Raw genomic sequence first — 21,268 nt, forward strand, 5'->3', positions numbered from 1 at the left:
TGCGGTAAGATGAACCTGGAACTCACTGTCGAAGACAATCGGTGGCAAGGTCTCGAGGCCTTGTCGCAAAAGGCGATTTCTGCTGTTTTGGCGTTTGTCGAACTGGATTCTGAGGTTTGTGAAGTCAGCGTTTTGGGCTGCGATGACGCACGGATTGCAGACCTGAATACAGAGTTTCGCGGCAAGCCAAGTGCCACCAATGTTCTGAGTTGGCCAGCCGAGGATCTGGCCCCGGAAGAACCAGGGCAGGTGCCGGTTTCGCCAGAGCCGGACTTTACAGGTGAAATCCCCTTAGGTGATATCGCGATTTCTTTCGACACCTGCGCACGTGAGGCAACTGACGCGGGTAAAGCCATGGACGATCACGTGATCCATTTGCTTGTTCACGGAACGTTGCATTTGCTCGGGTATGATCACATTCGTGATCCCGATGCCACCCTGATGGAAAGGATTGAGGTCGAGATACTTGGCAAATTAGGTATCGATGACCCATATAAGGTATGAAGGGGTCAGATGACCCGATCAATTGGAACAGGATAATGGGCGAGACAGACGGCAGTTCTAGGGCGGCGCACAGCGCGCAACCACAGGACAGCAGCAATACGACCGAAGAGAAAAGCGGATTTTTTTCTCGAATTTTTGATGCGTTTTCGGGCGATGAGGCTCAACCGCAGCCGGTGGCGAACGGACAGGATGCAACGGCGTCTCAGTCCCGTGGGATGATTAACCTGCGGCGGATGCGTGTTGAAGACGTCGCTATCCCGACTGCCGAAATCGTATCGGTGCCTTCTACGATCACCAAAGACGAGCTTGCGGATGTATTCCGTGAGAGTGGCCTGTCCAGAATACCGGTTTATGAAGGCACCCTGGATACGCCTTTGGGTTTTGTCCATCTCAAAGACTTTGCGTTGACCCATGGGTTCAACGGCGGGGGCAGTAGCTTCGATCTTGTCTCGATGCTGCGCACGCTGTTGTTTGTACCGCCGTCAATGCCAATCGGAATATTGCTGACTAAGATGCAGACAGAGCGGCGCCACATGGCGTTGGTGATTGATGAATATGGCGGTGTTGATGGCTTGCTGACCATCGAAGACCTGATCGAACAAGTCGTTGGTGAAATCGCTGATGAGCACGACGCTGATGAAGATCAGTTGTGGGTGCAGGAGAAACCCGGCTGTTATGTCGTGCAAGCCCGTGTCCCGCTTGAGGATTTCGAAGCCGAGATTGGCCGCTCGTTGACCAGCCATGAAGACGTGGATGAAGAGGAAATCGATACTTTGGGCGGCTTGGTGTTCATGCTGTCGGGTCGTGTGCCTGCACGAGGAGAAGTTGTGATCCACCCTGAAGGTCCTGAATTTGAAGTCCTCGACGCCGATCCGCGTCGCATAAAAAGGCTTCGCGTCATGCTGCCGGAAATCGCTGCATGACCCCCCTGCGGGGCTTGCCTTTCCCGCTGAGACTACTGGCCGCCGCCATACTGGGCGGAGTCGCAGGGTTTGGTTTTGCGCCTTATGGCTATTGGGCGCTGACGATCCTGTCTCTGGTCCTGATCGTGCCGCTGTTCCTGTCCAGCGAAACCCGCGCGCGGGCTGGTTGGATTGGATGGGTTTTTGCCACCGGTTACTTTGTGCACGCTCTCAGCTGGCTTGTCGAACCGTTTCAGGTGGACGCCGAACGCCACGCCTGGATGGCGCCGTTTGCGCTGGTGTTTATGGCAGGTGGCCTCGCGCTGTTTTGGGCCGTTGCCTTTTGGATGTCTCGCCGCCCGGGCGCGTCTTCTTTTCGCCAATGCCTGCTCTTGATCGTTACCCTGTCCTTGGCTGAGCTGGCCCGAGGCTATGTGCTAACCGGTTTCCCTTGGGCGGGGGTTTCGCAGATTTGGATCGATACCCCGGTGGCGCAAATGTTGTCTTTGTTCGGGCCATTTGGGTTAAACGCCCTAACGTTCGCAGCGACATTCCCAATCGGTTCGGCATCGATGCACCCCAGACCTTTTCGAGGGCTGGTGCAATCAACGGTATTTACATCCGGATTGGCCATTGTCGCGTTGAGCTATGCCGCGATGCGGCCAACAGTTCACGATGGTCCTCATGTCGTGCGGGTTGTACAACCAAATGCACCTCAGAATCAAAAATGGGATCCGGCCTACGCCCCTTTGTTCTTTTCGCGCCAGATTGACTACACAGCTGCCCAGCCGCGACCTGATCTGATCGTATGGCCCGAAACTGCAGTGCCCGCCTGGCTCGGCAGTGCGCAACCGATTTTGGCCAAAATAGCGGATGCAGCGCAGGGCACTCCGGTGATCCTGGGTATTCAGCGCGGAGATGGCCCGAGGATTTTCAATTCGATGGTCTACCTGGACGAAAGCGGGAACCAGGCTGGTCTGTACGACAAGCACCATCTCGCGCCTTTCGGAGAGTACGTTCCCTTCGGCGATTTGATGGGGCGATTTGGCATTCACGGATTAGCGTCCACAACGGGCCACGGGTTCAGCGCGGGACCGGGCCCGCAGTTGATGGATCTGGGGCGCTTGGGGCAAGCCTTGCCGTTGATCTGCTACGAGGCCGTGTTCTCGCAGGATGTGAATGGTGCACCGGGGCGGGCGGATTTCCTGTTGCAGATCACCAATGACGCTTGGTTCGGAACCCGATCAGGCCCGTATCAGCACATGGTTCAAGCTCGGATGAGGGCGATTGAGCAGGGCCTGCCGATGATCCGTGCAGCAAATACCGGCATATCGGCTATGATCGACCCTCTGGGCCGTGTCACGGCCTCTTTGCCTTTGGGCGAGGCTGGATATGTCGATGCCATTCTGCCACTGCCGCTACAGCCGACGATCTATTCGCGAACAGGCGACAGTGTCATTTTTTTGACCCTTTTGTTTCTCGGCGCCATTATCCGCTTTAGTGCCCGCTGGCGCGCGAACTATTAGCGATTGACCCCATCTTCGGGTGGGCGTATGCGTCTCTGACCTGTTACAACGGCTTCCTGGCGTGGCAGAGAAACCCTAATGGAGCACATTTATGTCCCGACAGAACTATACATTTACTTCGGAGTCCGTTTCCGAAGGGCACCCAGACAAGGTCTGTGACCGCATTTCGGATGCCGTCCTTGACGCATTTCTGAATGAAGAACCCGAAGCACGCGTGGCTTGCGAAACCTTTGCCACAACCAACCGCGTCGTTATTGGCGGTGAAGTTGGTCTGTCGGATCAAGAAAAGCTGCATGACTACATGGGGCGTATCGAGAAGATTGCCCGCGATTGTATCAAAGACATCGGCTACGAGCAGGACAAGTTTCACCACGAAACTGTCGAGGTGACCAACCTGTTGCACGAACAATCTGCTCACATCGCGCAGGGCGTTGATGCGGCTGACAACAAAGACGAAGGGGCAGGCGACCAGGGCATCATGTTCGGCTACGCCACGACAGAAACCCCCGCGCTTATGCCCGCACCAATCCAGTACTCGCACGCTATCCTGCGTCGTCTGGCCGAAGTGCGCAAAAGCGGTGCCGAACCTGCGCTGGGTCCTGATGCCAAGTCGCAATTGTCCGTCATCTATCGTGATGGCAAACCGGTTGGCGTCAGCTCGGTCGTTTTGTCCACGCAGCACCTGGATGAAGCGCTGACATCAGATGACATCCGCGAAATCGTCGAACCCTATATTCGCGAAACTCTGCCCGAAGGCTGGTTGTCTGCTGACACCGAATGGCACGTAAACCCAACGGGCAAATTCGTGATTGGCGGCCCGGATGGTGACGCAGGTTTGACCGGTCGCAAGATCATCGTGGACACCTATGGTGGCGCGGCCCCACATGGCGGCGGCGCGTTCTCGGGCAAAGACCCGACCAAGGTGGACCGTTCCGCTGCGTATGCCGCGCGTTACCTGGCTAAGAACGTTGTCGCTGCTGGTATGGCAGAACGTTGCACGATCCAGCTGAGCTATGCGATTGGCGTTTCCAAACCGCTGTCCATCTATGCCGATACGCATGGGACAGGCCAGATTGCCGACGCCGAGATCGAAAAAGCCGTTGGGCAGGTCATGGATCTGACCCCGCGTGGCATTCGTGAGCACCTGCAGATGAATAAGCCGATCTATCAGCGCACCGCTGCTTATGGCCATTTCGGGCGCGAACCCGATGCAGACGGCGGCTTTAGCTGGGAACGCACCGATCTGGTTGATGCTCTGAAAGCGGCAGTCTGATCCAAACAGAAAGAAAGCGCGCCTGTTGGGCGCGCTTTTTCTTTACCGGTGCGGTGCGCACTTGCAACACTAAGGCCAGCGCAGTATGGCCACCGCCATGAGCACCGAGACCCCACAACGCCCGCGCAGAAATTTTTATGGCCGCTTCAAAGGTAAGACCCTGAAGCCCAGCCAAAAGACCTATCTGAACGAAGATCTTGCCGCGCTGTCGCCGGGTGCAGTGGATTGGGAGACGAACCCCGAACGCAAGCCCTTAGACCTGAATGGTCTGTTTGGCGGCAAACCGGTTTGGCTTGAGGTGGGCTTTGGCGGCGGGGAACATCTGGTGCATCAGGCGCAAAGCAACCCGGATATCGGCATCATCGGGGCAGAGCCCTACATCAATGGCGTTGCCATGTTGTTGGGAAAAATCCGGCAAGCGGGGGCCGAAAATCTTGCCGTGCATCCCGGCGATGCGCGTGATTTGTTCGATGTCCTGCCCGAAGCCAGTATCTCGCGCGCGTTTCTGCTCTATCCGGACCCATGGCCCAAGACCCGTCATCATCGCCGCCGTTTTGTGACGCCGGAGCATCTGGAGCCGTTGGCGAAAGTTCTGAAACCCGGGTCGATCTTTCGCGTCGCCACCGACATTCCCGACTATGTGCGCCAGACGCTGGAAGAAGTTCCTCGCGCCGGTTTTGAATGGCTGGCGGAACGCCCTGCCGACTGGCGTGAGCCTTGGGACGACTGGATTTCCACCCGCTATGAGCAAAAGGCCCTGCGCGAAGGGCGGGTGCCGCATTATTTGACCTTCCGCAGGACGGAATCCTGATCACCGCCAGATTTCTGCAATCCTGAACGCTATGCTAGAATGTGCGTGACACCCTTATTTTAGCACAGCCTTTTGTCCGGGATTGCCATGTCTAATATTCGGATCACGAACTGCCACACGCACCTGTTTCACGCGCGCCATGTGCCAGAGGATTACCCCTATCCGGCACTCAAACCGTTCAAAAAGATGCCTTGGCTGATCAAGGCTCTGGCCTTTGGTGCGCGCCTGATTGGTCAGCATTCCGCCGCTGAAAAACTGGACAGGCTTTACCGCTTTCAGCAGGAAACGGACGCGGGCAGCCAGTGCGATATTCTGGACAACATGCGGCGACACTATCCCAGTGATACCCGTTTTGTTGTGTTGCCAATGGAGATGTCAGCCTTTGGGTTCGGCGCGCCGGAGGTTCCGCTGAGCGCGCAACATGACGAACTGGCAAAGTTGTCTGGCGACCCGGATGTCGGCAGGTCCGTAATACCCTTTGCAACGATTGACCCGCGTGCCGATCCTCAGGCGACGGAACTCTGGCGGGCCATAGATGGTCTGAAGTTTCGGGGCCTGAAGCTCTATCCGCGTCTGGGGTTCGCGCCGGACGATCCAGTTCTTATGCAGCATGTTTACCCGCGGTTAGAAGAGTTGAACCTGCCGGTCATGTCCCATTGCTCACGCGGCGGCGTTCAGGGGCGCTATCTTTCGGACTATTGGGCCGACCGCTATACCGAGCCCGAGGCGTTTGTTCCCGTAATGCGTGCTCATCCCAAGCTACGGATTTGCCTGGCGCATTTTGGCGGGCAGCGCGACTGGGATGCCTATGTCAATCCGGATCGAAAGAACCCGCTGGACGACGCCTTCTACAGGAACTGGCAGGTGGCAATCCGGCGCATGATCGGCAGTGGAAACTACCCCGGCCTCTGGACGGATATCTCTTACACATTGTTCCAGTTCGAAGATTACGCCCCCTTCTTGCGCATTTTTCTAACCGGCGAGGATGAAGAAGGTGAGCGCCTTAGGTCGCGTGTCCTGTTTGGATCAGATTACTACATGACCCGGCAAGAAGCGCTGTCAGAAAAGGCGGTCTGTTTTCGGTTGCGCAACATCTTGGGTGAGGAGATTTTCCGGCAGATCGCTGAAGAAAACCCGGCGAAATGGCTGGGGGAAGCCTGAGAGGTCGCTTTGCGCTCATTGCCGCTGGACCAACCCGCTCCAATTCGCTAATCCGCCTTGAACTGATAGCGCAAAAGGAGCCCCCATGTCCGGACACGGCACGCCCATCCCGATGACTTCGCATCCCTGCGGCCCGCTGACCGGCACGGTCGAGGTGCCGGGTGACAAGTCGATCTCGCACCGGTCGCTGATCCTTGGGGCGATGGCTGTAGGTGAGACCAGGATCTCGGGCCTACTGGAGGGCGAAGACGTTCTGGATACCGCCAAGGCAATGCGGGCCTTTGGGGCTGAGGTCACGGATCACGGTGGCGGGGAATGGACCGTGCATGGCGTGGGCGTTGGTGGGTTTGCCGAACCGGATCAGGTGATCGATTGCGGCAACTCAGGCACCGGTGTGCGATTGATCATGGGCGCTATGGCAACCTCTCCGATCACGGCGACGTTTACCGGAGATGCAAGCCTGAACAAACGTCCGATGGCGCGGGTGACTGACCCTCTGGCCCTGTTTGGCACGCAATCAGTTGGTCGGTCCGGTGGGCGTTTGCCAATGACCATCGTGGGTGCAGCGGACCCGACCCCTGTGCGGTATGAAGTGCCCGTACCCTCGGCTCAGGTCAAATCAGCCGTCTTGCTGGCGGGATTGAATGCCCCCGGCAAAACCGTTGTGATCGAAAAAGAAGCGACACGCGACCATTCCGAGCGGATGCTGGCCGGGTTCGGCGCTGAGATTACGGTTGAAGATACCGAAGAAGGCCGCGTTATTACCCTGACAGGACGCCCTGAATTGAAGCCGCAGGTCATCGCCGTGCCGCGGGATCCGTCCAGCGCGGCCTTCCCGGTGTGCGCTGCGCTGATCACACCCGGCTCGGATGTGCTGGTGCCCGGCATTGGCCTGAACCCGACCCGCGCTGGCCTGTTCACCACACTGCGTGAGATGGGTGCAGACCTGACTTACGAGAATGAGCGCGAGGAGGGTGGCGAGCCTGTTGCCGATCTGCGTGCAAAATATTCGCCGAACATGAAGGGGATCACCGTGCCGCCGGAACGCGCGGCTTCGATGATCGATGAATATCCTGTGCTGTCCGTGGTTGCGGCCAACGCCACCGGCACCATGATGATGGGCGGTGTGAAAGAGCTGCGCGTCAAGGAAAGCGACCGTATCGACGCCATGGCGCGTGGCCTGCGCGCAAACGGTGTGACGGTAAACGAAGGTGACGATTGGTGGTCGGTTGAAGGGCTGGGTATCGGCAACGTTCCCGGGGCCGGCACCTGCGAGAGCTTTCTGGATCACCGCATTGCCATGTCGTTCATGGTGATGGGCATGGGCGCGCAGAAGCCAGTAAGAGTTGACGATGGCGGCCCGATTGCAACGTCGTTCCCGATTTTTGAACCGTTGATGGCATCGCTGGGTGCTAAGGTCGAACGCTCGTGAGCTTCACAGTCGCGATTGACGGGCCTGCGGCAGCGGGTAAAGGCACGATCTCAAAAGCCGTTGCGACGCATTTTGGGTTTGCCCATCTGGACACAGGTCTGCTCTACCGTGCGGTGGGTCGAAGTGTTTTGAAGGGCGCCGATCCGATCGACGCAGCAAAGGCATTGACCGCCGAGGAGTTGGAGCAAGGCGACCTGCGTACCGCCGATATCGCACAGGCCGCGTCCAAAGTGGCGGTCATCCCCGAGGTTCGTGCCGCGTTGGTGGATTTCCAACGCGCCTTTGCCCGCAGGGCCGGGGGGGCCGTTCTGGACGGACGCGACATCGGGACAGTGATTTGCCCGCATGCAGAGGTGAAACTGTTCGTCACGGCAAGCGCCGAAGTGCGCGCCGAACGCCGGTATCTTGAGCTTAGCGCCAAAGGCGCCAATGTGACACGCGATCAGGTTCTGGCAGATGTCAAAGAGCGCGACGCGCGGGATGCAGAGCGTAGTACAGCGCCGATGAAACCTGCTGAGGATGCGGTTCAGTTGGACACAACCGATCTGAGCATCGAGGCCGCATTGGCAAAAGCGCTTGAGGTCATCAACGCAAAATTGCCCGCGACACGCTAGCGCCGCAGGCAAAGGGTAGGGATTTAAAGCTCGTCCACGGCGACGCTTTTAATGTTTGCCCACTGATCGTCAGCTGTTTTTGCTGTGCCGGCAACGTCCTTAAGAAAGGCCGCTCGGGTTTCAGCGTTAAGGAACAGGTACAGTTTGCCGTCGGCAACCAGATACTGATCGGGATCACCATCGAACTTCTTGCCAACTGACACGCCGAACGAACAGAACCCGCCATGCTGCGGCAAATACGCAGCGGGGTTTGCCTCAAAGGCTTCGCGGTTCGCAGCGGTCGTGAAGTAGTAGGAGGCGCCGTCATAGGTTGCCGAGTGTGTGGCAAAGCCTTCGACCGGATTGCCGTCGTTGACCAACGCAACCAGATCCACCCCATGTGCGGCCAGCGGTGCCCCTGCGGCAGAAATGCCGTTTGATACGTTGATCTCGTCAGCCGCAAAGGCCGGAGTGGACAGGGCAATAGCCGTCGTCAAGGCAGTCAGAACAATGTATTTCATCGTGTGTTTCCTTTTGGTTTCGGTTTCGGGCCAAGCACTGTGCTGGCCGATGACACACAGTTAAGGCGCGGCGCTTGAACGTGTAATCGCAGAAGAGACACTTAATTTTGCAGATCGTACAATCCGCTGAATGATATGGTGCCCCAGATCACTAAGCTTTGTTTGGCCAGTTCGTATCGCGGTTCGTATGGTCAAAGGGTGTCTGCAGGAGTGACCACATGTTTCGCTTAGCCCTCATTCTGATTTTCATCTCTGGAAACCTTGCCGCTCAGGAAGTTGAGCCGAAGGTCCCGGAGGCTGAGCCGCCGATGACATATGAGCGGCTGGGTAACATCCTCTTTGCGTTGGATCCCAAGGCCGAGCCGTTTGGTCCCGGCTTCCAGATGACCGTGGCTGACCAGCAGGTTTTGGTGATCACCGACGTTAATGCGGACCGAATGCGCGCCATGATCGCCATCGGCAATGCCGCAGACCTTTCGGAAGAGGATTTGATCCGCGTGATGCAGGCAAATTTCGACAGTACGCTGGATGCGCGTTACGCAATTGCCAATGGTATCCTGTGGGCTGCGTTCATTCACCCGCTGTCTTTGCTGGAAAAAGATCAGTTGATTTCGGGGCTGGCCCAGACTGTGAATATCGCAAAGACGTATGGCACGTTGTACACCGGTGGGGCTGCAGAGTTTGGTGGGGGTGACAGCACCGATCTTCAGCGTGCTTTGATTGAAGAACTTTTGAAAAAGGGCGAAGAAATCTGACCAGCCCATATGTGTGCGTAAATTGCGGTTAAAGCCCTAGATGGACGCAGGAAAGCTGTTATAGTTTCCCCCAAGCGAAAAGGGAGAGCTGCCACATAACCCGAAAAAAAGGGAGGCAGCCGTAATATCCCCAAAGCCAACAGGGACAAAACCATATGAATAATCGTTTGAACCAAATCACCATCGTGGGCGGCGGCACGGCGGGGTGGATGACCGCGTTGATCCTGGACATGGTGTTTTCCAGGACGTCCTCGCAAAAGGATCGCCCGCGCATCTGTCTGATTGAAAGTCCCAATATCTCGACCGTGGGTGTGGGTGAGGCCACGGTGCCCCGTATGCCGGTCACGCTGCGCCAGGCAGGCATTTCCGAGCGAGATTTTTTCCGCGAGACCAACGCGTCGTTCAAGCTGGGTGTAAAGTTTTGCAACTGGAACAAGGACAGCAAGGGAAAACGCATCGATTATGTGAACCCTTTTGCCCATGGGCAGATGTTGGAAGGCTTGGATGCCGCCGAGTACTTCCTACGCTTTGGCAACGGGGATCGGGATTTTACGCAGTCTATCTCGCCTCATGACGATCTGGGCCGTCTTTGCAAAGGCGCGCGGCAACTGGGGCAACCCGAATTCGAACAGCGCTTTGGCTATGCTTACCACCTGGATGCAGTGAAGTTTGCTGGAATGCTGACCAAGGTCTGCACCCAAAACGGTGTGGAGCATATTCGGGATGAGGTTCAATCGGTTGAACTGGATGAACAGGGTAACGTCAGCCATTTGATGCTGGAACGCAGGGGTCGCTATGACATCGAGATGGTAGTTGATTGCACCGGCTTCCGTGGGTTGATCATCAACAAAGCGCTGGGCGAGCCGTTTCTGGACTATTCTGACTACCTGCCCAACGATCGCGCCATGGCGTTGCAAGTCGAGCATCCCAATCCGAAGAAAATCGAGAGCCTGACACGATCCACTGCACTTGGCGCAGGCTGGACGTGGCGGGTGCCACTCTACAACCGCGTGGGCACGGGATATGTGTTCTCATCGGCGCATCGCACGGATGATCAGGCGGCAGATGAGTATCTTGAATGGCTGGGGGACAGCGGCAAGGGTTTGACACCGCGCGTTATTCCAATGCGCGTCGGGCGCGTGCGCAATGCCTGGGTCAAAAACTGTGTCGCCATTGGTCTGTCCGGCGGATTCATCGAACCGCTGGAAAGTACCGCGATCCACATGATTGATCATGCGGTGCGCTGGTTCGCCGAACATTTGCCAACGCGCGCCATCGAGCCATCGCTGCGGGCAAGATACAACCGGCAGATGGACAAGATGTACAACGAGGTGCTGGAGTTTATCTGCCTGCACTATCGCTTGGGCAATCGCACGGATGATCCCTATTGGATCGATGCGCGGACACAGATGAAGGTGCCGGACCGGTTGGCCGAGAACCTGGAGCTGTGGCAGCACCGCCTGCCAATGGATCACGATGTCGAGTTCGCAACGCTGTTTGATCATCGCGTGTATCAGACAGTTCTGTTGGGCAAACAGGTCTATGACACAGGCTATGGGCCGGGTATCCGGGATCAGGTGAGACCATTGAAGAAGGTGATCTGGTATCAGGGTATGCAGCGCGCGAAAGAGGATCTTGCGCAGATCATTAGAACAATGCCCGATCACAAAACGCTGCTGCGCGATATCCGTGGCGAGCTAGAGCGTCCGGCCTTTGGCAAGGCGAAGGTTGCGCAGCCAACTGTAGCGATGCCGGGCACTGCTCCGGCTCCGGTCAGGATCCAGAACATGCCCAACTTTGCCGAAATCCAAAGCGGTGCCAAGGACTTGCAACTGTTCTAAAGAACGGCTGCCGATTGTGCAGATGTCTTGATGGGGGTGCGCCTTACGCCGGTACTGGAACCGGCGTTCGATCTCCCATCAGGTACCGGATCACGTCCACATAGTCGAAGACCAATGAAATCGCGATGGTCAATAAGACCGCGCGGATGATCCATCCGGGGATAACGGGCATGTCTTCACTTGCCTGTTGCCTCCACAGATACCAGGCAACTGGCGTCCAGAACACGACATGGCCCAGCCCCATTAGCCGGACATAGCCAAGCTGGTTGAAGATCAGCAAAACCCCGACCGCAGCGAGCACACTGCCAACGACGGTGATGATCGCTGTCAGGCGCGTTTGTTTCCAGATCAAAAGAGAGATCGGGAGGAGGAAGGCCCCAAAGCTCAGGACGTTTAACCAAATCTGAATCCACTGAGGCTGTTGGGCGACGATGAGGTTGAACTCTTCCATGATCTGACATCTCCGGTGCGTCTCTGAGCAGCCCCACTGGTGCCTTGTTGCAAGCGGTGATTCAACAAACCCGCAGCGTTATCAACGGAATGTGAGTGATCCGGCATTAGGTGGGTTCCTTATGGCTCTGGTCATCTTGCACTTGGCTCTTTGAGATGTAATATCATCACAAAAATTGGACCGCAAAGAGCATGAACTTGAGCAGAACCCAGCAACGGGCTTTCCCAATGGGCGAATCCAATCGCAACCTGCGCAGTACCCTCAAGCGCCGCAGGCGGAACGTCCCACCGATGCAGGCTTATGACGCGCTACCTCAGGAGTTGCGGCAATGGTTGGCGCAAGCCTGTCTGCCTTGGAGCCCAAGCTCGGCTTTGAAGATATGGAACAAGGCCGGGGGTGGTCACGACCCGTTGGTCGCAATTGGTCGTCTGGAGACGGTAGAACGGGCCATGTTGCAACGCGACGCTCAAGTGTGGGGCGCGAACAGATAAGCGAATTGCAGCAGCAAGGACCTGCCGAACCTTGAAAACATGGGCTTTGCCCTTGCACATATCAGGGAATCCGCCTATACGCGCGCTGTCGATACAAGGGCGGTCAACGTCCGGATGACGTTTCTGAGCAGGGCCGGGTTACCTCGGCCCTTTGTGTTTGTTTGCTTAGGGGCGCACCGGGTCACGCCAGACGGCATCATGAAACAAGACCGGCGGAGACAACCGCTCGGCCAGCAAAAACGTACTGTAAAGGAAAACAACGCCACATGGCTAACGCATCCATGGAGGAATTCGAAGCCCTCCTTAACGAAAGCTTCGAAATGGACACGCCCGAAGAGGGTTCTGTTGTCAAAGGCAAGGTTCTGGCGATCGAAGCCGGCCAAGCCATCATCGACGTAGGCTACAAAATGGAAGGCCGCGTTGATCTGAAAGAATTCGCAAATCCCGGCGAAGCCCCTGAAATCGCTGTTGGTGACGAGGTAGAAGTTTACCTGCGCGCCGCAGAAAACGCCCGCGGCGAAGCCGTTATCTCGCGCGAGATGGCCCGTCGTGAAGAGGCATGGGACCGTCTGGAAAAAGCATATGCCGACGACCAGCGCGTCGAAGGTGCTATCTTTGGTCGCGTCAAAGGTGGCTTCACCGTCGATCTGGGTGGCGCAGTTGCGTTCCTGCCCGGTTCGCAGGTTGACGTCCGCCCCGTGCGCGACGCTGGCCCGCTGATGGGTCTGAAGCAGCCGTTCCAGATCCTGAAAATGGACCGCCGCCGTGGCAACATCGTTGTGTCGCGCCGCGCCATTCTGGAAGAATCGCGTGCCGAACAGCGTGCCGAAGTTATCGGCAACCTGTCCGAAGGTCAGACCGTCGAGGGTGTTGTCAAGAACATCACCGAATACGGTGCATTCGTTGACCTGGGCGGCGTTGACGGCCTGCTGCACGTCACCGACATGGCATGGCGTCGTGTGAACCACCCGTCCGAGATCCTGACGATCGGCGAAACCATCAAGGTTCAGGTCATCAAGATCAACAAAGAAACCCACCGCATCAGCCTGGGCATGAAGCAGCTGCAAGAAGATCCGTGGGATCTGGTTGCTGCGAAATACCCGCTGGGCTCGGTCCATCAGGGTCGCGTCACCAACATCACTGATTACGGCGCGTTCGTCGAGCTGGAAGCCGGTGTCGAAGGTCTGGTGCACGTGTCCGAGATGTCCTGGACCAAGAAAAACGTCCACCCCGGCAAGATCGTTTCGACCAGCCAGGAAGTCGACGTCATGGTTCTGGAAATCGACGGCGCCAAGCGTCGCGTGTCTCTTGGCCTGAAGCAGACTCAGCGCAACCCATGGGAAGTGTTTGCAGAAACACACCCCGAGGGCACCGAGGTCGAAGGCGAAGTCAAGAACATCACCGAATTCGGTCTGTTCATTGGCCTCGAAGGCGACATCGACGGCATGGTTCACCTGTCCGACCTGTCCTGGGACGAGCGTGGCGAGGATGCGATCCAGAACTACCGCAAAGGCGACATGGTTTCGGCCGTTGTCTCGGAAGTTGACGTTGAAAAAGAGCGTATCTCGCTGTCGATCAAAGCCCTGGGCGGTGACAAGTTCGCCGAAGCCGTGGGCGGCGTGAAGCGTGGCTCGGTCATCACCGTTGAAGTGACCGCTATCGAAGATGGCGGCATCGAGGTCGAATACGAAGGCATGAAGTCGTTCATCCGTCGTTCGGACCTGTCGCGTGACCGTTCCGAACAGCGCCCCGAGCGTTTCTCGGTCGGTGACAAGGTCGACGTCCGCGTCACCAACGTCGACAGCAAGACCCGCCGTCTGGGCCTGTCGATCAAGGCACGCGAGATCGCCGAAGAGAAAGAGGCCGTGGAACAGTACGGTTCTTCCGACTCGGGCGCGTCGCTGGGCGATATCCTGGGTGCAGCGCTGAAGTCGGGCGACTAAGCCCCGGGCGCATCCCAAGAAAGAATTTCGGCCTCGCGCATCAGCGCGGGGCCGTTTTTGTTGCGAATCAATATGTTCCAAATGGCTTGCTTATTCGCGGTATTGTTCGCGCTTTAAGTGTGCAAAATCCGCTGTCCGGCAAAAATTCGCGTGAGAATATGGCAAAATAAAGCCTCAGCGCGCAGAGTATGCGTTCCCCCAAACCGGATTTTTTCCTATACTGTCAAATCAGTAGACCTGACACACCGGCTGCCTGGGAGGGTATCACGCATGATCCGTTCAGAATTGATTCAGAAAATCGCTGACGAAAACCCGCATCTCTATCAGCGTGATGTTGAGCGGATCGTGAATACCGTGTTCGAAGAAGTCACCGATGCCATGTCACGAGGCGACCGTGTCGAATTGCGTGGTTTCGGCGCGTTTTCGGTCAAAAAGCGCGATGCACGTGTGGGCCGGAACCCTCGCACGGGTGAGACGGTTCAGGTCGAGGAAAAATGTGTACCGTTTTTCAAAACTGGCAAGTTGCTAAGGGACCGATTGAACGGTAAAGCCTGACCCTATGATGCGCTATATTCGATACGCTTTTCTTGGGACTCTTGGGATCATCCTGATTTCGGTGTCCTTGGCTAATGTTGAGTCGGTTGAACTTAAACTGATGCCAGATCCATTGGCTGAATTGCTGGGGTTCAACCTGACCGCTTCGCTTCCCTTGTTCCTTGTGGTTCTGGGCGGTGTTGTAGCCGGTCTGATCATCGGATTCATTTGGGAATGGATGCGTGAACACAAGCATCGCCGTGACGCAACGGCGAAGAAAAGCGAAGTGCGCAAGCTTGAGCGAGAGGTCAAGAAGCTCAAGAACAAGCAAAACGAGGGCAAAGATGATGTTCTGGCCCTTTTGGATGAGGCAAGCTGAGCCCACCCCATGTCAGATGTTAGGTTCAAAATCTGCGGCCTGACCGCACCTGACCACGTGCGCGCGGCTGTTGACGCCGGAGCAGGGTATGTGGGTTTTGTTTTCTTTCCGAAGTCGCCGCGCCATCTGGAGACCGCGCAAGCTGCGGCATTGACGCAATTGGTACCGCCGGGCGTGGCGAAGGTGGCATTGGTCGTAAATGCGACTGACGAAGAACTGGACAGTATCGTGTCCGCAGTTCCGCTGGACATGCTTCAATTGCACGGCAAGGAATCCCCCCATAGGGTGACTGAGGTTCGTGACCGTTTCGGATTGCCGGTGATGAAGGCAATCGGTGTGGCCGAAGCTGAGGATCTGACTGCAATAGATCTGTACTCCGAGGTGGCAGACCAATTGCTCATTGATGCAAAGCCGCCGAGGGAATCGGAATTGCCCGGTGGAAATGGGTTAGCATTCGATTGGCGCTTGCTGGCGGGTCGGAAATACTGGCGACGCCCATGGATGCTGGCTGGCGGCCTGACTCCGCAAAACGTTGCTGAAGCCGCCAGGATGACCGGCGCGCGGCAGGTTGATGTTTCTTCCGGTGTCGAAAGCGCGCCGGGCCAAAAGGATGACACGCTGATCCGCGCGTTTGCTGCTGCTCTGGTGTGATCTGATTTCGAATTCGCTGCGTATCCCCCGATACGGAGGGATGGAAAATGTTAGCAGCAATCGGCGGAATCTCGTTAAAACACTGGTACAACGCGCCCGAGTTTTTCTGGCGCGCGCGGCAGGCATATCATCAAGCGAAAGGTGATCCCTTGTGCCTTCATGCGGCAGTTTTTCGGCAGGACGGTCTCTATTTCTCACTTAGCGTTTGGCACGATATCGAGGCTATGCTGACCTTCGCGCAATCCGGCCCTCATCGTCGCGTCATGATGGCGGCTGATCGATTGGCAAACGTGAACCGGTTTTATCATTTTACCTGCATCGGTGTCCCAACCTCGGATCAGGCAATTCAAGTCTGGCGCCAAAACACGCAGGTTGCGGAATGATGCGTTTTGCCCATGGCAAATCCCGCCGCCACCTCCTATGAACAACGGGTACGACGAGTGGAGACACCCATGGCCAACGATCTTTTCAACTCTTTCATGTCCGGCCCTGACGAGCAGGGGCGTTTTGGCATTTTCGGTGGACGGTTTGTCAGTGAGACGCTGATGCCGCTGATCCTGTCGCTGGAAGAGGAATATAACAAAGCCAAGGATGACCCCACCTTCTGGGCTGAGATGGACGATCTATGGGCCAACTATGTGGGCCGCCCCTCACCGCTGTATTTCGCTGAACGCCTGACCGAGCATTTGGGCGGTGCAAAGATTTACCTGAAACGTGATGAACTGAACCATACCGGCGCGCACAAGATCAACAACGTGCTGGGCCAGATCATTCTGGCGCGGCGTATGGGCAAGACCCGGATCATTGCTGAAACCGGGGCAGGGCAGCATGGCGTGGCCACCGCCACCGTCTGCGCCAAGTTCGGCCTGAAATGCATCGTCTACATGGGTGCGCATGACGTTCAGCGTCAGGCCCCGAACGTATTCCGCATGCGCCTGTTGGGTGCCGAAGTGATCCCGGTCACGTCTGGCCGTGGGACGCTGAAAGACGCGATGAACGACGCGCTGCGCGATTGGGTGACCAATGTGCGCGACACGTTCTACTGCATCGGCACCGTGGCCGGTCCGCACCCGTACCCGGCGATGGTGCGTGACTTCCAGTCGATCATCGGCAAGGAAGCGAAAGAGCAAATGATGAATGCCGAAGGCCGTCTGCCCGATACGATCATCGCTGCCATCGGCGGTGGGTCGAATGCGATGGGCTTGTTCTACCCGTTCCTCGACGACAAAGACGTCAACATCATCGGCGTCGAGGCCGGTGGCAAAGGCGTGAATGAGAAGATGGAGCATTGCGCCTCACTGACCGGAGGCCGTCCGGGCGTTCTGCACGGCAACCGTACTTATCTGTTGCAGGATGATGACGGTCAGATTCTTGAGGGCTATTCGATCTCGGCTGGTCTGGATTACCCGGGCATTGGGCCCGAGCATTCCTGGCTGAACGACATTGGCCGCGCCAACTATGTCTCGATCACCGATAAAGAGGCGCTTGAGGCGTTCCAACTGTGTTGTGCGACCGAAGGCATCATCCCCGCGCTGGAGCCGTCTCACGCGCTGGCTCATGTGATGAAGATTGCGCCGGATCTACCCAAGGATCACCTGATCTGCATGAACATGTGCGGGCGCGGCGACAAAGACGTTCAGACCGTGGCGAAATATCTGAATTTCGACATGTCAGACACCGAAGGTCGAACGGCCGATTGAAGTAAAACCTGGGCGCTGTGCCCCGGTTTTCACTTTGAAGCTTGTATTTTCAAGTACTCGCCAATCAGTTGAGTGGTCAGAGCCGATGAATCGCAGAGCTTTAGGCTTACTCTTTGGCCAAGAAGCATTGTGTTTCTTGGCTAACAACAGTCTCAAGCAGTCGCGTGAACTGTTGCATTTTTGTTGATTTTGCGCGGGTTCCGTTTCTTCAAATCACCTGCTCTGCCATCTGCTTTTGCGCGCCAGTTCTGCGCTAAAAACCTTGAAAAGCTAGTGGTTCCTTAGTGTAGCATAACCAAACCGCAAAAAACGCAAGACAAATCCGCCGTTGTTGGCGCTCAGTTGAGCAATCTCGCATTCTATACAACTTCTCAGAATTGATTTAACGTTTTGTAAACTGGTTTATGGGGGCCGGTTTTAGGGGATGTCTCTGCGATGTTTGGACCAGTGACAACACGCGTGGGTTGCTTGTCGAACCTGAGCGCCCCTGTGTTCGGCGCCCATGCGGTGTTGTAGGAGGTAGTATGGTAAGGGTCGCGATAGTAAGGTTGTTGAGCCTGGTTTTCCTGGTTTCGGCGCTTATTGCTGCAAACGCTAAAGAAGGTCTTGCATTTGGGGGCCCTTCCTTTCCATCCCAGACCGTAACGACCCCGAATGGTGGGCAGATTTTTTTTAGCAACCTCCAAGCGAGCGAAACGGCGTTTATGTCTTTGAGTGGTTCCGGGGAAGTTCCGGGAGGATCTTTTTATTTCAATTCTGGAACATTGCCTGCAAGCGCGGTCACACCCGGCGGATTGGCGGCGTTGGGATACCTTAACGCAACCATCATCAGTCAGAATGGTGCAGATTCCACCTATGCGGCGGATGGGTTTCTTGGCGTGGTTTTCACAGCTCAGGAAACCGTTGGCGGCCCACTGTATCGCTATGAGATCGCATTATCTGGCGTCACGACCACTCAAGTTATCAACACGCGAACACTGGTGGATACAACCCAGCCAACGGCCACAATCGGAGCATTGACGGCCACAGGAAATGGTACGTTTCAAGCGACGATCACACTCAGCGAACCCAGTACTGATTTCACGGTGGGTGACCTGTCGGTGACAAACGCTACAGCCACTCTAACTGGGTCCGGCACCAACTATGTTGCAACGCTGACACCGCAGAACAACGGTACTATCGAGCTGTTCATTCCGGCCGGTGTATTTACTGATGCGGCGGGCAATCTGAACCTGGCCTCCAACACTGTGACGACTGTACAGGCGGTGACAAATACGCAGCGTCTGATACAGGCTTTTCAGAATGCGCGGGCCACTAGCCTTGCGACCAACCAACCGGGATTGACCCGGTTCTTGCAGCGTTCGGGTTCTGGCGTGTTGGACACCTCGGTGACGCAAGGTTCGGGTTATCTGAACTTTGCCTCAGATCCATCCAACCCTGTCTGGTTCAATCTGACCGGCAACTGGAGTTCACAGGACAATTTCGACAGCTCTTATGCGTTGGCTGTTCTGGGCGCGCATCGTCAGGTCAATTCGAACCTTCTGATCGGCGCTATGCTGCAACTCGACTATGCCGAAACAGAAAACGGTCCGGCCAGCGTTGACGGCACGGGGTGGCTGATTGGCCCTTACGTGGTCGCCAAGTTGCCCAGCCAGCCGGTGTTTTTTGAAGGGCGCGCTCTGTATGGACAGGCTGACAACGACATCTCTCCACTTGGGACCTATACTGATAGTTTCGACAGCGATCGCTGGTTGGTGCAATCGCGCGTCACTGGCGAAATCAAGCGAGGAGCCCTGACTTTGATGCCATTGCTGGATGTCAGCTATGCCAGCGATGATCAGAAGGCGTACACTGACAGTTTGGGGAACCTCATTCCACAGCAGGACTTCAGCCTCACTACGGCGCGGTTGGGTATGGATTTCAGTCACCCTATCCAGGTGTCGCGTGGTGCCATGGAGCTAACCGGTGGATTGTCAGGGATCTGGAGTACAACCTCGGGCACCGGCACTGTCCCCGGCGTGACACCGATTGGCGATACGGCCCGTGCCCGTGCGGATTTGGGCTTTGACTACCGACTAGAGAATAACAGTTTGCTTGCGGCTAACGTGTTTTATGACGGCATTGGTGAAAGCGGGTTCGAGAACTACAGCGTTAACCTGCTCTGGCAAATGTCCTTCTGAACCATTCTGAGTGGATCAGACATGGCTCTTCTGAGGCTTTCACTTTTCCGCTTTGTGCTGTCGCAAAACTTCAAGGGGCACGATCTCTAACGCGCGTTGATGCGTGGCCTCAAGATGGACCTGAGGCGCACATCCTTCGTCATGGGCTTGTAGAAAGCGACTGGCGCAAAGGCACCAGCTGTCACCGGGCTTGAGACCGGGAAAGTCGAATTCGGGCCGCGCAGTGCTCAGATCATTTCCGACATATTTCGAGAAGGCCAGAAACTCGGCTGTCATCACCGCGCAAACGGTATGGCTGCCCTGATCTTCAGGGCAGGTGTTACAAGCGCCGTCCCGGAAAAAGCCGGTTAGGGGATCTCTTGAGCAGGGGGCGAGGACACCACCCAGCACATTGATACTGTCTTGCTTTTGCATGAGGCTACCTTACAGGCTTTCTGCGATCTTTCGGAACATTTCGATATTCTGATCATTTACGCCGGGTTCACGGAACAGACGGTCTGCACCGGTTGAGACGATAAGAACACCGCGGGGCTGATTGAAATAGATATACTGACCGTAAACGCCACGGGCCAGAAACTCTCCCTCATGTGCGCCGCGGGGTATCCACCATTGATAGCCATACCCGATTTTGCCCTGTGCCGTCGGGGCGCTGGGTTGCGTGGCCTCGAATATCCATTCGGCGGGGACCAGTTGCTGCCCATTCACTTCGCCGTCTTGCAGGATCATTTGCCCGAACCGTGCAAAGTCACGCGTGGTGAAGTTCAGGCCGCCCAAAACAAAAGCAACACCGGTACCGTCGGTAACGTAGTATCCGTCGCGTTCCAGGCCCAAGGGTTGAATGATTTTTTCAGTCAGCAGATCTGCAACGCTCTGCCCGGTCGCGCCGCGTATCACCATACCCAGGACGTGTGTGTCGATTGAGACGTATTGCCAGGTTTCGCCCGGCGTCGCGAAGCTGTCCTGCAAGGATGCCGCGAAATCGTCCAGCTCACCACCTAAGGCTATGACGCGCCCCATCCTGTTGATGTCGGAATTCGGGTCCAGATAATCCTCGTCAAAGGTGACCCCGCTGGCCATGTTCAACACATTGCGGATTGTCGCGCCTTCATACGCGCTGCCCTTGAGTTTTGGCGCGTATTTTATCACCGGGTCATCAAGCGACTCGATTGCGCCCTCATCCAGTAAAATCCCAAACAGAGCTGACAAATAACTCTTGGCCACCGACCACGAGATCCTGCGGTCATCCGGTCCGGTGCCCAGATAGTATTCCTCGAACCGGATATCGCCGTCCTGCATCACCAGCAACGAGGTGACAGAGCGTTCATCGATCCAGGCGTCGGTGCCGTCCGGCAAATCAAACCCGTCGCCATAAGGCAGCTCCCATGCCGGAGCGTCGCCACTGGGCAGATCAACAGTTAAAAAAGCCGCGTCCATATGCGAAAAATTGTGAACGATCTTTTCTTCGGAAAACAGCGAGTTCACAGCCATCAGGCGCTGCAGCTCTTCACGTTTCCACAACCCTACGGCAACAGCTGCCAAAGTCAGCGCTACACCGATGCGCAGCACCCATTTCAAGAAGGTTCTCATCCCTTAGCCTCCCTTGGTCCACGGTATTGGATC

22 protein-coding genes and 1 riboswitch are annotated in these 21,268 nt (G+C 56.5%); of the genes, 18 read left to right on the forward strand and 4 right to left on the reverse strand.

Annotated features, from left to right (window positions below; genetic code table 11):
* Positions 1-9 precede the first annotated feature (9 nt).
* The 8 genes from ybeY to cmk all read left to right on the forward strand — a co-directional run bounded on the left by ybeY (position 10) and on the right by cmk (position 8,223).
* Positions 10-504 carry an rRNA maturation RNase YbeY gene (ybeY, locus tag GS646_RS03810; protein ID WP_171094351.1) on the forward strand — a complete coding sequence of 165 codons (495 nt, stop codon included), beginning with the start codon at positions 10-12 and terminating at the stop codon, positions 502-504.
* Between the two features lie 35 nt (positions 505-539).
* A complete protein-coding gene (locus GS646_RS03815) occupies positions 540-1,427 on the forward strand; it encodes a hemolysin family protein (protein WP_171094349.1) in 888 nt (295 codons plus the stop codon).
* Positions 1,424-2,932 carry an apolipoprotein N-acyltransferase gene (lnt, locus tag GS646_RS03820; RefSeq protein WP_171647577.1) on the forward strand — a complete coding sequence of 503 codons (1,509 nt, stop codon included), beginning with the start codon at positions 1,424-1,426 and terminating at the stop codon, positions 2,930-2,932. Before GS646_RS03815 ends, lnt begins: the two co-directional genes overlap by 4 nt.
* A 37-nt stretch (positions 2,933-2,969) precedes the next feature.
* A riboswitch (SAM-SAH riboswitch) is annotated at positions 2,970-3,018 on the forward strand.
* Positions 3,019-3,023: 5 nt separating this feature from the next.
* Positions 3,024-4,205 carry a methionine adenosyltransferase gene (gene metK, locus GS646_RS03825; protein ID WP_171094344.1) on the forward strand — a complete coding sequence of 394 codons (1,182 nt, stop codon included), beginning with the start codon at positions 3,024-3,026 and terminating at the stop codon, positions 4,203-4,205.
* 97 nt (positions 4,206-4,302) lie between these two features.
* Entirely contained in the window at positions 4,303-5,016 is a 714-nt protein-coding gene (gene trmB, locus GS646_RS03830; protein ID WP_171094343.1) for a tRNA (guanosine(46)-N7)-methyltransferase TrmB, read from the forward strand.
* 87 nt (positions 5,017-5,103) lie between these two features.
* A complete protein-coding gene (locus tag GS646_RS03835) occupies positions 5,104-6,177 on the forward strand; it encodes an amidohydrolase family protein (protein ID WP_171647575.1) in 1,074 nt (357 codons plus the stop codon).
* Between the two features lie 85 nt (positions 6,178-6,262).
* Positions 6,263-7,609 (forward strand): 3-phosphoshikimate 1-carboxyvinyltransferase, encoded by a 1,347-nt coding sequence (gene aroA / locus GS646_RS03840; protein ID WP_171187027.1) that lies wholly within the window; start codon positions 6,263-6,265, stop codon positions 7,607-7,609.
* Complete coding sequence (gene cmk / locus GS646_RS03845) at positions 7,606-8,223, forward strand: (d)CMP kinase (protein ID WP_171187025.1); 618 nt, start codon at positions 7,606-7,608, stop codon at positions 8,221-8,223. Before aroA ends, cmk begins: the two co-directional genes overlap by 4 nt.
* Before the next feature lie 23 nt (positions 8,224-8,246).
* Here cmk and GS646_RS03850 read toward each other — a convergent pair whose 3' ends face one another.
* A complete protein-coding gene (locus tag GS646_RS03850; RefSeq protein WP_171187023.1) occupies positions 8,247-8,723 on the reverse strand; it encodes a YHS domain-containing (seleno)protein in 477 nt (158 codons plus the stop codon).
* 218 nt (positions 8,724-8,941) lie between these two features.
* On the opposite strand from GS646_RS03850, the gene GS646_RS03855 reads away from it, so the two are divergent.
* Both GS646_RS03855 and GS646_RS03860 read left to right on the forward strand, forming a co-directional pair.
* Positions 8,942-9,478 (forward strand): hypothetical protein, encoded by a 537-nt coding sequence (locus GS646_RS03855; protein WP_171647573.1) that lies wholly within the window; start codon positions 8,942-8,944, stop codon positions 9,476-9,478.
* A gap of 155 nt (positions 9,479-9,633) precedes the next feature.
* Positions 9,634-11,319 carry a tryptophan halogenase family protein gene (locus tag GS646_RS03860; protein ID WP_171187019.1) on the forward strand — a complete coding sequence of 562 codons (1,686 nt, stop codon included), beginning with the start codon at positions 9,634-9,636 and terminating at the stop codon, positions 11,317-11,319.
* A 43-nt stretch (positions 11,320-11,362) separates the two neighbouring features.
* Here the strand turns inward: GS646_RS03860 and GS646_RS03865 are convergent, their stop codons facing one another.
* Complete coding sequence (locus GS646_RS03865) at positions 11,363-11,770, reverse strand: hypothetical protein (RefSeq protein WP_171187017.1); 408 nt, start codon at positions 11,768-11,770, stop codon at positions 11,363-11,365.
* A gap of 197 nt (positions 11,771-11,967) precedes the next feature.
* On the opposite strand from GS646_RS03865, the gene GS646_RS03870 reads away from it, so the two are divergent.
* The 8 genes from GS646_RS03870 (at position 11,968) to GS646_RS03905 (ending at position 19,648) form a co-directional block, all read left to right on the forward strand.
* A complete protein-coding gene (locus GS646_RS03870; RefSeq protein ID WP_371732019.1) occupies positions 11,968-12,261 on the forward strand; it encodes a DUF6525 family protein in 294 nt (97 codons plus the stop codon).
* A 266-nt stretch (positions 12,262-12,527) separates the two neighbouring features.
* Positions 12,528-14,204, forward strand: a complete 1,677-nt coding sequence (gene rpsA, locus GS646_RS03875; RefSeq protein WP_171094327.1) for a 30S ribosomal protein S1 — start codon at positions 12,528-12,530, stop codon at positions 14,202-14,204.
* 270 nt (positions 14,205-14,474) lie between these two features.
* Positions 14,475-14,759, forward strand: coding sequence for an integration host factor subunit beta (gene ihfB, locus GS646_RS03880; protein WP_008758048.1), 285 nt, complete (start codon positions 14,475-14,477; stop codon positions 14,757-14,759).
* Between the two features lie 7 nt (positions 14,760-14,766).
* On the forward strand, positions 14,767-15,117 hold the full coding sequence (locus tag GS646_RS03885; RefSeq protein WP_171094325.1) for a lipopolysaccharide assembly protein LapA domain-containing protein: 351 nt from the start codon (positions 14,767-14,769) through the stop codon (positions 15,115-15,117).
* A 9-nt stretch (positions 15,118-15,126) separates the two neighbouring features.
* Positions 15,127-15,768, forward strand: coding sequence for a phosphoribosylanthranilate isomerase (locus GS646_RS03890; RefSeq protein WP_171187015.1), 642 nt, complete (start codon positions 15,127-15,129; stop codon positions 15,766-15,768).
* A 47-nt stretch (positions 15,769-15,815) separates the two neighbouring features.
* Positions 15,816-16,151 (forward strand): DUF3291 domain-containing protein, encoded by a 336-nt coding sequence (locus GS646_RS03895; protein ID WP_171187013.1) that lies wholly within the window; start codon positions 15,816-15,818, stop codon positions 16,149-16,151.
* Positions 16,152-16,220: 69 nt separating this feature from the next.
* Positions 16,221-17,468 (forward strand): tryptophan synthase subunit beta, encoded by a 1,248-nt coding sequence (trpB, locus tag GS646_RS03900; RefSeq protein ID WP_171187012.1) that lies wholly within the window; start codon positions 16,221-16,223, stop codon positions 17,466-17,468.
* Positions 17,469-18,271: 803 nt separating this feature from the next.
* Positions 18,272-19,648, forward strand: coding sequence for an Ig-like domain-containing protein (locus GS646_RS03905; RefSeq protein WP_216602070.1), 1,377 nt, complete (start codon positions 18,272-18,274; stop codon positions 19,646-19,648).
* A gap of 39 nt (positions 19,649-19,687) precedes the next feature.
* Here the strand turns inward: GS646_RS03905 and GS646_RS03910 are convergent, their stop codons facing one another.
* Positions 19,688-20,062, reverse strand: a complete 375-nt coding sequence (locus GS646_RS03910; protein WP_171187008.1) for a DUF2237 family protein — start codon at positions 20,060-20,062, stop codon at positions 19,688-19,690.
* Between the two features lie 9 nt (positions 20,063-20,071).
* On the reverse strand, positions 20,072-21,235 hold the full coding sequence (locus GS646_RS03915; protein ID WP_171187006.1) for a serine hydrolase: 1,164 nt from the start codon (positions 21,233-21,235) through the stop codon (positions 20,072-20,074).
* Positions 21,236-21,268 lie beyond the last annotated feature (33 nt).

The sequence above is a fragment of the Ruegeria sp. HKCCD4315 genome (assembly GCF_013112245.1).
GTDB lineage: Bacteria > Pseudomonadota > Alphaproteobacteria > Rhodobacterales > Rhodobacteraceae > Ruegeria.